Consider the following 12,431-nt stretch of genomic DNA (forward strand, 5'->3'; position numbering starts at 1 on the left):
CCTATAAAGAATCAAGAAACGCCAACAGCGCATTACGATCGGCGGTGGACAACCCCACCACTTTGTCACGGCTCGCTTGCGCTTCACCGCCGTGCCATAACACCGCCTCTAACACATTGCGTGCTCGTCCATCGTGCAACAAAAACGTATGCCCATTCACTTCCTCCGTGTAGCCCAACCCCCACAATGGCGCCGTGCGCCACTCGCGGCCATTGGCTAAAAACTCCGGTCGGTGATCCGCTAAGCCTTCACCCATATCATGCAGCAGCAAATCGGTATAAGGATGAATTCGCTGCGCCGACAACGCCGGTAGCTCAGGATTATCCGCCGTCATCAGGTTTGTTTGATGACAGTTTTGGCAGCCGATGTCCGTAAACAAGGCTTCACCTTGCTGTACTTGCGGATCATCCACATTACGTCGTGCAGGCACGGCCAAATGCCGTGCATAAAATTCCACAAAATCGAGCACATTGTCCGATACCTCTGGCTTTCCACCATCGGGTAAATCCGTACATATGCTTTGTGGCTCGGTGCAGTTTTCTGTCATAAATAACGCGCTGGTTAAACCTAAATCACCATTGAAAGCCGCCGCGTTTTGCTGCATCAATGTCGGCTGTCCCGCTTTCCAACCAAAGCGTCCGACCGTTAGCCCTTGCTGTTTCACGTCCCACACTTGATTGACTTTACCGCTGATCCCTTCGCTTTCTGTCTTCTGCATTTTTGCTAAGGCAAACAAAGTGGACTCTGGGATCTGCTCTAGCAGTCCAAGGCCAATCATCGGCGGGGCGACACGAGCAGAGGTTTGAACGTGCGGATGCATCTCGCCGTAGTTGAGATCGCGAATGATCAACGTCGGCTTACGCAACGTCACGGTATGACCATCAGCCAAGGTAACGGGAACGGCGCTATATTCAACGGTTACCTGCCCTTCAGGCTTGGCTTTCGGTAAGGCGAAATCTTGTAGCTGGCCACCATAGATAGGATCGGGGATCACACCACTCGTGATCACTTGTTGTTTTTGCGCATCGGTCAGTGCCGGAATACTCAAGCGCACCAACATCGACACTGCATTGGTATCACCCGCTTGTGGCGGATGCCCGCGCCCGTCTTTTATATGGCAGTTTTGGCATCCATTGGTGTTAAACAGTGGGCCGAGGCCATCTCTGGCATCCGTCGTCGCGGGGGCTTGTACCCACGGGTTTCGAAAAAAACTGTTACCGACACTGAAATCTAACCGTTTAGATAAGGGCAAATTGGCCGCTGGCAACGAAAATGCATTGGGACCCGATTTACGTACCGTGGTATCCCCGCCGGATTTCAGCTGGGCGACATCAACCACCGTTTTAGTAACAACAGGGGTTGTCTTGGCAACAACAGGCGACGTTATAGAGAGGTTGTCAGAGGCAAAAGATGTCGTCGTCGCGAGGATAAAACTCACAGAAAGGACGACACGCGGTAGGGAGAAGATCATTGCTCAAACTCTTTTATGTGGCAGTCTGTGTACTGACCGCTGATATACAGGGGTGACAAGTGAAATAACATTGTGACCGTTGATTGACGGGTGTGACGGATGAGATATCGACAACAACAAGGGGCTCACACTGGAGCCCCTTGCGAGGATGTATCACCGATTAAAACTGGTGATCAGCCGTATCTGGGTTTAAGTTACTCACCCCTAGCACACTGGCTGCTTGTTCAATGCCTTGAGTCTGTTTCACTAACGCCATGATCGACGCGTTCACTAATTGATGACCCGCTTTATTGCCGGATGCAATCAGCTGATCAAACGACTGGCCTTTCTCTTCTGCGGATTCAACCAAGGTATAGACTTGCTGACGCGCACGCTCAACGTCCCCTTGAATAGACGCGGCCGCGGCTTTGTCTTTTTTCGCCACTAAGTCGTGCAGACTGGGGCCTTTCACCGTTTTGCCTTCTACCGTTTGGTAGGTACCGGTGTACACGTTGACGATCCCTTGTTCATTGTAATAATGCGAGTAATGGGTGTTGTCTGAGAAGCAATCATGCTCGTCTTCCGTTGAGTTGGCTTCTAACGCCACTTTCATGCGCTCACCCGCCAATTCTCCCAGCGACAGTGACCCCATACCGAATAGCATTTTACGCAATCCGTTTTCTGCAGAATCCGCCAATAACTCAGCACGATAATTACCGGTTTCGCTCGGTGACCACTGCTGTGCCATCCAAGTGAGATCATCTTGTAGCAACGCCGATGCAGCCTGCAAGTAATCGTTACGGCGGTCACAATTACCGTTGGTGCACGCTTTCCCCTCGACGAAATCGGTATACTGACGCTCGCCGGCTCCATTGCGGGTACCGTTCAAATCTTGGCCCCATAGTAAAAATTCAATGGCATGGTAACCGGTCGCCACATTCGCTTCCGAGCCGCCAATTTCATTCAAGTCAGCCAATAACGCCGGGGTTATTTGGGCTATATCGACGGTTTTATTGCCAACAAGCAGTGAGCGATTGGCAATAATATTGGCCGTTGCCCCTTCATTGCCCAGTTCATACTGATAATCCTCGGCCACATAATCAATCAACCCTTCATCCAGCGGCCAAGCATTCAGTTGCCCTTCCCAATCATCGACAATCGCATTCCCGAAACGGAACACTTCGGATTGTTGATACGGCACACGGGCTTGCTTCCATGCCTGTCGGGCTTGCTGTAGGTTTTTCTCTGACGGCGCCACAATCAACGCAGCAATGGCGCGATCCAAGGCTTGGGCGGTCATCAGCGCATCGCTGTAAACATGGTGAGCAATATCGGCATAGTGTGAAACGACCGCTGACTGTGTCACGGGGGTATCAGCGGCATAACCCACTGTCGGTACGGCCAGTAGCGCAGCCATAATAAGATTGCGAGAAAAAGGGAGGTTCATGATTAGGTCATCCATGTAAAAGCGGGATTAAAATGATAATCAACAGCAACATGACCGACATTCCTGTATGGTGAATCGTTAGCATACGACACCGCCACTACCGAGCATGACATTAATACTAATTATCATTTGCATTATCAAATGATAACGAAACCATTAACCATCTGCAAACATCCTTTTACAATTTACGGTAATAAAGCAGGTCGTTATTAACAAAAAATGCCCCGACATCCCTTTGGGTGAATGCCTTGTGGGATAAGGCAAGATTATGAAAACAAAGGCTTCCAACTTGAGGCGGATTACGGTACTTTCGCCCAGCACTATTGAGGAGAGTTTTATGGATAAGCACGATGAAGTCTTGATTGCCCTTCGCCAGATCATTCGAGCCATCGACCTGCATTCACGCAAGTTGAATAAATTGGCAGGACTAACAGGACCACAATTGGTCTTAATGCGTGCTATCCGTGATTCCGGTGAAGAAGTGACCATTCGTCAGCTGTCAAACAACACCAACATGAGCCAAGCCACCGCGACCACTATTTTGGATCGCTTAGAAAAACGTGGCTTAGTGAAACGTGAGCGCAGCACACTGGATAAACGTAAAGTACACGCCCACCTTACCGAAGCGGGTCAAGATACCCTCTCGAAAGCGCCCCCTCCTCTACAGGAAGATTTCGTCGCTCGCTTTCATCAATTGGAAGAATGGGAACAGTCTTTACTGCTTTCATCGGTTCAGCGTATTTCCACCATGATGAATGCCGAACATTTAGATGTGGCCGCCATGTTGGAAGTCGGCAGCATTACTCAGCCAGAAAACGAATAAATAGACGGTACGACGGTGCTTCTCGAAGGGATTGAAACATTGTTGGTGCTGGCACAAGAAGGCACCATGAGTAAAGCGGGAAGCCGTCTGTATCTGAGCCAAAGTGCCGTCAGTAAGCGGATCGCTAAACTGGAAAAACGGTTAGGCAAAAAGCTCATTGAACCCCAAGGCCGGCGGATTAAACTCACCGCAGATGCGCAGCAGCTCATTGCAGCGGTTGGCCCAAGCATGAATGAGATCAAGGGGCTGATCTTTGATCAACTGCCCGCCAGCGATCATTCCCTGATCCAAATTGCCAGCTCTGAAACCTTAGTGGCAGGGTATCTCGGCGAATGCATGGGACGCTATTTTCAGCATGATCCCTACATCCGCATTTCAACCCACCATACCCCTGTCATTGTGGAAAAAGTGCAAGCGGGAGATGCCACGTTGGGCTTTTGTGCTGGTCACTTACCGCCACAGCACGGTCTCACCACGCTGCATTTATTCAATGAACCGTTTGTGGTGATTAGCCAGATGCCATTAACACAACCGCCTGTCGCGCTGTTAGTGAATGATTTTAAAAATCCCGCCAACGCGAATCAAGCCAGTACACTGCAAAAAGCTGGCATCATGCCGCTAATGGAAATGGACTCTTATACCGCCGCCGCGCAATTGGCCTTAGGGGGCGTTGCGCCGGCTTTGGTGCCCATTTCCATCGTCAAAACCTTACAAATTGCGCCAGCGCACTGTCACCAGTTTGAGGCACTCAACACACTGACTCGCCCTGTCCATTTGTGTTACCGACAGAGCAGCGCCCGCTCTGCACGCGTTAAGGCCCTTATTGAAACCATTGCGGATTCTGTTCCCACAGCAATTTAATCGCCATGATCATCGACACAATCACCACCATGGGCCGGATCAATTTACGGCCCTTGGTGATCACCACTTTCGCCCCCATTCGCGCGCCTAAAAAGCCGCCGGCGGCCATCACCAAGCCGATTTCCCAAATCGGTAAACCTGCCGCAATAAAAAACAGCAAGGCGGCAAAGTTTGATGTGAAATTCAACACCTTGGCTTTTGCCGTGGCTTCCACCAAACCGCATTGCGCAATGGCCACAAAACACACGGTAAACAACGCACCCGCCCCTGGGCCAAAGAAACCGTCATAAAACCCAATGCCTGTGCCCACGGTTAACGCCAGCATATTGGCTGACATTTTCGCCTCACCGCCCCCTTGCCCCGCTTGGGGGGCAAACAAGAAATACAAAGCAATACAAACCAGCAGAACCGGAATCACATTGGTTAATACCCCGGCATCCATCCGCTGTACTAATTCCGCCCCTAACGCCGATCCCAAAAAGGTCATCACAATGGCATTGCGCATTTCCTTCAGGCTCACTAACCCATTCCGCACGAAATACCATGACGCCGAAAAACTGCCGAACGAACCCTGCAACTTATTGGTTGCCAAGGCTTGCGCTGGCGGTACCCCCACTGCCAATAACGCCGGCACCGTGATCATACCCCCACCGCCTGCAATCGCATCAATAAAGCCGGCAATACCTGCCACTAAAAACAAAATGCCAAGTATGTCTAACGACAAATCCATGTTATGTCTCTTTTATCGCACTCAGAAAGGCCCTGACAGTATCACCGACTTTTCAGGACAAATAGCGAAACCTAAGACAGCAATCTATTCCCACTTGTCATCAACCATTTAAAAACAGTGTTCGATGTCTCACTTTTTCGTCATGCGTTTTTGATCAAAACGTTATCAATTCAGCGCAAAATGTAATCAAAGAGCCAAAAAACCACCCGCAACACCCCTATGTCCGTGAGCAGCCTCTCATTTTACGCCCCGCACCCATGCCGATTCGTTATCAGAAAGCGAAATTCGGCATTTAACAGATCAGAGCAGTTTCAGCACTATGACGACCATGAAGCAGTGAGTTGTACTTTATTTTCGCATTTTGGCAGCACCACTCACCAATACGGATTTTTTCATTTTGTGTAGGACACGTTATGTTAGTAGTAATTGAGCTTATTGTCGTTTTAGGCTGTATTTATTGGGGGCTTAAAATGGGCGGCCTCGGCGTTGGCCTGGCGGGCGGTTTAGGGTTAGCGATCTTGACCTTGGGGTTTGGGCTTGAACCAAGTGCCCCGGCAGTGGATGTCATTTTGATCATCATGGCAGTGGTGACGGCCGCATCGACTATGCAAGCGGCGGGCGGTATGGACTGGCTGGTACACCACGCCGGTAATTTAATGCGCCGTAACCCACGTTACATCTGTTTCTTAGCGCCGATGATCACGTGGTTGATGACCATCATGGCGGGTACAGGCTACACCGTATTCTCTACCCTGCCTGTGATTTCTGAAGTGGCTAAAGAGATTGGCGTTCGCCCATCACGCCCATTGTCGGCAGCGGTTGTTGCCTCGCAAGTCGCCATTTCTGGCTCACCGATTTCTGCGGCAATGGCAGCGATGATTTCCATCATGGAACCTATCGGTGTGAGCTTCCTTGAAATCATGGCTGTGTGTTTACCGGCCTCTTTCCTTGCGGCGATGGTCGCGGCCTTCATTGCTTCACGCCAAGGTTGTGAACTGAAAGATGATCCGATTTACCTTGAACGCCTACAGCAAGAACAAAAAGAAAAGCAAGCCGAAAAGACGCTGTCTCTGAACTTTGACCCACGTGCAAAATACTCGGTGTTCCTGTTCTTGTTGGCGACGGTTGCCATTGTGGTTTATGCCGCTTTCCCAGTGCTTCGCCCTGCGTTTGAAGACGGCAGCATGATGTCAACGCGCGATATCATCATCGTGTCTATGTTTGCTGTGGCGTGTTTGATGGTGCCATTCTGCAAGATCAATCCGGATGCCATTATCCGTACCTCTACCTTCCGTTCTGGCATGAGTTCTGTGGCCGTTATCTTGGGTATCGTGACAATGGGCTCCACCATGGTGAACGCCCACTTACCTGAAATCAAAGAGTTCGCAGGCACACTATTGCAGTCATACCCAATGCTGTTGTCAGTGGTACTGTTCGGCACCTGTACTTTGCTGCTGTCACAAGGGGCAACAACGCCACTGATCATTCCATTGGCATTGAGCCTACAAGTACCACACTGGGCTATTTTGGCATCTTTCGTTGCAGTAACCGGTGTCTTCGTTCTGCCGACTTACCCAACCTCACTGGCTGCGATTGAATTCGACTCAACCGGTACCACACGCATGGGCAAAAACATCTTTGACCATCCGTTCTTACTGCCAGGTTTAGTGGGCGTCGTGGTCGCGACCTTGTTCGGCTTCATCATCGCACCGATGGTGGTATAACCGCCGAATGCCTAGAACCTAGAACCTAGAACCTAGAAACGATAAATTTGAAAATCGCCACTAGGCACTTAACAATGAAGCAATCACCGCGTGGGTGGTTGCTTCTTCATTTCATCACTCGCTAACTGCTGTAACGCCTGCCACACCTGCTCACCCGCTGGATGTAAACGGGCTTGATAGCGGTACGCATAATACGCAATCGGCAGCCGCAGGTGCGAGTCACCAATAATGGCCACCTGACCACTTTTCAGTTCAGCTTCTACCGAGTAATCCGGCAACCACGCCACCCCCACTCCTTGTAACACCAGCTTTTTCAACAAGTCCGTCATAGACGATAAAAACACGGCTTGCAGGTTAACCTGATCGCGCACCGCTTCCACTTGGCGTCCCATGTAAGAGCTTGGGCTATAAGCCAGCCATGGCACGGTATCGTCACCCTTAAGCTGAAATTTAGGGCTGCCTTCTGCATCACAGACACACACGGGTAGCAATTCCGCTTGGCCAATGAGCAAAGATTGATACGGCGGCAAACGCAATAAATCATCATCAAAGGCCAACAGCACATCACACCCGCCTTCTTGCAGTTCTTCAATCGCATCATCCACATCGATCGCTTCCACACTCAACAAGGGCTGGTGCTTACCGGCCAATAGCGCGGGCTGAATAGAAGGCACAAGGCTACTGGCCAAAGAGTGTGCCGCCGCCACGCGCACAATGTTGCCCCCCAATTTGGAGAGATCAGACAACTGCCCGATACCGTCGATCATCTGGTTCATAAGGGTACGGGCAGTAATACGGAAAAGACGGCCACTGGGGGTTAACGCGACGGGAGTTTTACTGCGATCAATCAGCTCTGCGCCAACCATGTGTTCTAACGCTTTAATCCGTCGACTAAACGCAGGCTGCGTCACATTGCGCATCTCGGCCGCTAAGGAAAAATTGCGCACTTCTGCCAACGCCAGAAAATCCTCCAGCCATTTACTTTCTACATTCATACATTACAAAGACACAGGAAAAAGAAAAAGCGAGTATATACCTCGCATTAATCATCTCAGACAGATTTCAAGCTCGCACGATCACACTTTCATACTTTGCCCATACAGATTCGGCATCACCACCCCAACAACGGCATTTCTCAACATCCTTGCTGCACTCTATAGTGGCGTTAATGGAAAATACTTTTAGGAACAATAAGATGAGAAAGAAACTCGGCATTCTTGGTGGTATGGGACCTTTGGCAACCGTAGAGTTTATGCAGAAAATTATTGCCCGTACGCCGGCGCATAATGATCAACAGCATATCCCTATGTTGGTAAGCAATAACCCACAAATCCCAGACCGCACAGCGTTTCTGATCAGCGGCGGTGAAGACCCGTTCCCCGCACTTAAACAAGGCATGGAAGAGCTAGAGAATGCGGGCGCGGGATGTATTGTCATGCCGTGCAATACGGCCCATTATTGGTACCCGCGTCTTAGCCAGCAGTGCAAAGTGCACACTATCAGTATTCTCGACAGCGTGGTGCAGGAAGCCGTAGTTCGTGGTTACAAGAAAGTCGGGATCATGGCAACGACCGCGACCATGCAAACACAAATGTATAAGTCTAAATTAGCGCAATACCAGATTGAGGTCGTTGAACCATCTGATAGTCAGCAAGTTGCTGTAATGGAAGGCATTTACGCGGTTAAAGGCGGAAAAGTAGAGGCCGGTCAACAAGCGATGCTACCGGTGTTTGAATCCTTATTAACACAAGGGGCTGAAGCCGTGATTTTAGGCTGTACCGAGATCCCTGTGGCACTGGCTGAACAAGCCTACCATCAGCCGCATTTGTGTCTTGATTCTCTCGATATTCTTGCCGATCAGTGCATTCAATGGGCCACGGAAGATGCCGTTGAGCTGGTCGCATAACAACAATGTAAGCGCTTAACTGACGCATTACACAAACCTTTCCTGTCTTTCCTTTCAGTCCTTTGTAAGGGGGCGATATTGTCTCATGAGGCCGGCCAACCAGCCTCAGCGGGACATGTCGCTCTTTTTTTTGCCTGTCCCTTTTCTCACGCCCCTTTTCTTTTCGCTCACGGCATTGACTTGTCGTGTGCGACGCCGAATGCGTTATTCACAGTTCTGACAATATAAGCAAAACTAATAGTTTTCATCATTTTATCCTCTGTTATTCAATTGCAGAGCCCACGCAATCTATCTGTTCTCGTCTTCCCATACAGTAATAGCCACGAACATAACGCTGTTGCTGCTCCCCTATTCCGTCACTCAAACATGATGCGGCAATGCTTCGACCCTATTTCACGACTTTGTATTTGAACGATAAAAAGCCGGCTCCCTGAAGGGAAAATGGCAAGGAGAAAAACCATGATTTTACTGGAAACGTGTTTATTACTTGGGGCCATCATTCTCGCGGCAAGACTCGGCGGTATTGGCGTCGGCCTTGCGGGCGGCTTGGGTATGGCCATTGCCGTGTTTGTGCTTGGTCTGCCACCGGGCGATATTCCTGTCTCGGTGATTTTGATCATCATGTCCGTGATCTTGGCGCTGTCCGTCATGCAGCAAGCGGGCGGCATGAGTTACATGGTGAACATGGCAGAAAAAATGCTGCGTAACCACCCTAAGCACATTAACATTCTGGCCCCCGCGACCACCTTCATCCTGACAACACTGGCCGGTACCGGCTACACTGCGATGTCCGTTCTGAACGTGATCCAGCAGGTCGCAAAAGAAAATGGCGTACGCCCAAGCCAACCGCTGAGCTCGGCTGTGGTCGCCTCGCAAATCGCGATTACAGCCTCTCCCATTTCAGCCGCGACAGCGGCCATGTATGTGGTGGTTGAGCAGATGGGCGTGACCTTCGGCGCCGCGCTGAGTGTGATAATGCCTGCTGCAGTGTTTGGTACTGTGGTCGCATCGTTTATCGCCAGCCGCCAAGGCTGTGATTTGAAAGATGATCCTATTTTTCAGGAGCGTGTGAAAAAGGGTCTGGTCAACTTCACGCCAGAAGCGCAGAAACACCAAGAGCCCACACTGGCTGCTAAACGTTCTGTCTGGCTGTTCCTCGCAGGGGTGATTTTCATCGTGGCACTGTTGCTGTTTAAGCCAATGATTGGTCACGACTTAGGTTCGCGCGACATCATCGTGATTGTGATGCTATTAACGGGCTTCATTACGGCCATGGTGTGTAAGGTCGAACTGACGTCAATTAAGAAAGCGCCGATTTTTGCCGATGGCGCAGAAAGTTTGGTGGTGATTTTGGGTATCGTGTGGCTCAGCTCCACCATCATTGGTGTTCACATTCCAGAGATCAAAGAATTGGCCGGCAATCTGCTGAGCGAGTACCCTGCACTGCTGGCGGTGGTCTTCTTTGGTACGTCAGCGCTGCTATTCAGCCAAGGCGCAACCAGTGCCCTATTGGTGCCGATTGCCGCCTCGTTGAACGTTGATCCGGTCACGATTTTGGCCAGTTTTGTGGCAGTGAGTGCACTGTACATGACCAACATCTACCCAACCACGGCGTTTGCCATTGCCACTGATGACACGGGCTCTTTCCTCGATAAGAAATGGAATGGCTCTTACATTGTTAACCATCCGTTCTTCTTGCCGGGCATGATAGGTATTGTGGCCGCCGTGCCGTTTGGCTTTGTCATTGCCAATCTCGTGCTGTAAACCTTGTACTATAAATCAAGTGCAACAAAGCAAGCTCAACGCAGCATAAATAATTAGTATAACTAATAGGCACTCGCTTGAATAAGCGGGTGCCTAATCGTTTTCTCTTGTAACGCTCGACCTACACTTTTTTCACACCCATGCCGATTGCACATAGCTTACGAGATCGGCCCACCACAGCGCACTGTTATTCACCCAAAAATGCTTATCCAACCACTGTGGGTTTTGATCTAGCATCAGCTTGACGGCCATGGTCATGGACACCAACACCACCATAGGCCGAATGAATTGACGCCCACGGGTCACCACCACTTTTGCCCCCATGCGAGCACCAAGGAAGCCCCCGACAGCCATGGCCAGTCCAACTTCCCAAATAGGCAATCCCGCCATAATGAACAGTAACAAAGCGGCTAAATTAGACGTAAAGTTCAATACCTTGGTGCGTGCGGTAGCTTCTACAATACCCAACTGTGCAATCAGTACAAAACAAACGGTAAACAACGAACCGGTCCCCGGGCCAAAAAAGCCATCGTAGAACCCCACCCCCATGCCGACAGTTAACGCGAAACCCCACTCCGACAATTTGGGCTCTCCGCTACCTGTGGTGGTTGACGGTACGAACAAGAAATACAAGGCAATAGCGAACAACAGCACAGGGATCAGGTTGGTCAGTACGCCCGCGTCCATCACCTGTACCAGTCCCGCACCCATCAGAGAGCCACTAAACGTACAAGCAATGGCAATACGCATTGTCTTCAACTGAACGAGCCCATTGCGGACAAAATACAGCGCGGCAGAAAAGCTTCCAAACGTGCTTTGCAGTTTGTTGGTGGCTAACGTTTGCGCCGGTGGGATCCCCGCAGCCAATAGTGCTGGCACAGTAAGCATACCGCCACCGCCCGCAATCGCGTCAATAAACCCAGCCACGCTCGCAACGAGAAACAGCGACCCAATAATTTCCCAAGACAATTCCATACCCATATCCACAAGAGCAACAACGACCTCTGCTCCTATTGGTAAAAGGCATAGCAGAGTCACGTTAGTGTCGGCGACAAAAAGCGCTTAGGATACGGATAGAACATAAAATGAAAATAACAAAGATGCTTGAAAAAGCATTTACACGCTCAATCGCGGAATAAACAGTCAATATGGGTGACGCAGCGTAATGATACGTGAAGTTTTTATGCGGGCTTTTCATGCGTGTTTTGATGACAGGTGGTTACGGTTGATTACGGTTGATTACGGCATGCCTCGGCGAGCAGGGAGAACTGCACCATCAAATAGCGAACGAGTAAATTATCCAGACCTTGCACATCCAAGGCTTTTTGCATGCACGCCAGCCACGCCTGCTTTTCAGCCATGCCAAAGGTTAAGTGTGCCCAATCTTCAGGGTGAGGATGCGTCGATGGCGGTATCTGCCCGGCCATCCAAGCTTGCAGAAACATCGCCAATTTGGCTTTCGCGTCCGTTAAGTCTTCATCGTATAGCAAGCGAATCTTTTGCGCTTCCGGCAAGGTGTCCATTGCGTGATAAAAACCTTCGGCTAACCGTTCTATCCCTTGATGCCCGCCAATTTCTTGCATCAGTTGCTCACTCGGTGCAAAAGCCGGGATATCACGATGAATAACGGAAGAAATATCAAATGAATCAGACTGCATAAATCGGTGCCCACTCTCATCACTGTCGCCATATACCGTCTCTTAACTGTAGTGTGCTACTCACACAG

11 protein-coding genes are annotated in these 12,431 nt (G+C 50.2%); 5 read left to right on the forward strand and 6 right to left on the reverse strand.

The genetic code is table 11. The annotated features are described in order from the left end of the window. Position 1: 1 nt before the first annotated feature. Together L4C36_RS03395 and L4C36_RS03400 are read right to left on the reverse strand one after the other, a co-directional pair. Entirely contained in the window at positions 2 to 1,471 is a 1,470-nt protein-coding gene (locus tag L4C36_RS03395; protein WP_428476376.1) for a di-heme oxidoreductase family protein, read from the reverse strand. Between the two features lie 160 nt (positions 1,472 to 1,631). Next, complete coding sequence (locus tag L4C36_RS03400) at positions 1,632 to 2,897, reverse strand: imelysin family protein (protein WP_428476377.1); 1,266 nt, start codon at positions 2,895 to 2,897, stop codon at positions 1,632 to 1,634. Between the two features lie 337 nt (positions 2,898 to 3,234). Here L4C36_RS03400 and L4C36_RS03405 point away from each other — a divergent pair, with 337 nt between their 5' ends. Both L4C36_RS03405 and L4C36_RS03410 read left to right on the forward strand, forming a co-directional pair. Beyond that, positions 3,235 to 3,720: a MarR family winged helix-turn-helix transcriptional regulator gene (locus L4C36_RS03405; protein WP_428476378.1), complete on the forward strand. Its 486-nt coding sequence runs from the start codon at positions 3,235 to 3,237 to the stop codon at positions 3,718 to 3,720. A gap of 15 nt (positions 3,721 to 3,735) precedes the next feature. After that, positions 3,736 to 4,581 (forward strand): LysR family transcriptional regulator, encoded by an 846-nt coding sequence (locus L4C36_RS03410; protein WP_428476379.1) that lies wholly within the window; start codon positions 3,736 to 3,738, stop codon positions 4,579 to 4,581. On the opposite strand, the gene L4C36_RS03415 is transcribed toward L4C36_RS03410, so the two are convergent. Next, positions 4,541 to 5,311 (reverse strand): TSUP family transporter, encoded by a 771-nt coding sequence (locus L4C36_RS03415; protein WP_428476380.1) that lies wholly within the window; start codon positions 5,309 to 5,311, stop codon positions 4,541 to 4,543. The genes L4C36_RS03410 and L4C36_RS03415 overlap by 41 nt on opposite strands. A 413-nt stretch (positions 5,312 to 5,724) precedes the next feature. Here L4C36_RS03415 and L4C36_RS03420 point away from each other — a divergent pair, with 413 nt between their 5' ends. Next, positions 5,725 to 7,035 (forward strand): anaerobic C4-dicarboxylate transporter, encoded by a 1,311-nt coding sequence (locus tag L4C36_RS03420; RefSeq protein ID WP_428476381.1) that lies wholly within the window; start codon positions 5,725 to 5,727, stop codon positions 7,033 to 7,035. Between the two features lie 83 nt (positions 7,036 to 7,118). On the opposite strand, the gene L4C36_RS03425 is transcribed toward L4C36_RS03420, so the two are convergent. Further along, positions 7,119 to 8,030 (reverse strand): LysR substrate-binding domain-containing protein, encoded by a 912-nt coding sequence (locus L4C36_RS03425; RefSeq protein ID WP_428476382.1) that lies wholly within the window; start codon positions 8,028 to 8,030, stop codon positions 7,119 to 7,121. Between the two features lie 200 nt (positions 8,031 to 8,230). On the opposite strand from L4C36_RS03425, the gene cuyB reads away from it, so the two are divergent. Next, complete coding sequence (gene cuyB, locus L4C36_RS03430) at positions 8,231 to 8,941, forward strand: cysteate racemase (RefSeq protein ID WP_428476383.1); 711 nt, start codon at positions 8,231 to 8,233, stop codon at positions 8,939 to 8,941. 459 nt (positions 8,942 to 9,400) lie between these two features. After that, positions 9,401 to 10,705, forward strand: a complete 1,305-nt coding sequence (locus L4C36_RS03435) for an anaerobic C4-dicarboxylate transporter (protein ID WP_428476384.1) — start codon at positions 9,401 to 9,403, stop codon at positions 10,703 to 10,705. Positions 10,706 to 10,837: 132 nt separating this feature from the next. Here the strand turns inward: L4C36_RS03435 and L4C36_RS03440 are convergent, their stop codons facing one another. Beyond that, complete coding sequence (locus L4C36_RS03440; protein WP_428476385.1) at positions 10,838 to 11,680, reverse strand: TSUP family transporter; 843 nt, start codon at positions 11,678 to 11,680, stop codon at positions 10,838 to 10,840. A 254-nt stretch (positions 11,681 to 11,934) separates the two neighbouring features. After that, positions 11,935 to 12,363, reverse strand: a complete 429-nt coding sequence (locus L4C36_RS03445; protein ID WP_428476386.1) for a globin domain-containing protein — start codon at positions 12,361 to 12,363, stop codon at positions 11,935 to 11,937. Between the last annotated feature and the right edge of the window lie 68 nt (positions 12,364 to 12,431).

This window comes from Photobacterium japonica, assembly GCF_050337005.1.
GTDB lineage: Bacteria > Pseudomonadota > Gammaproteobacteria > Enterobacterales > Vibrionaceae > Photobacterium > Photobacterium japonica.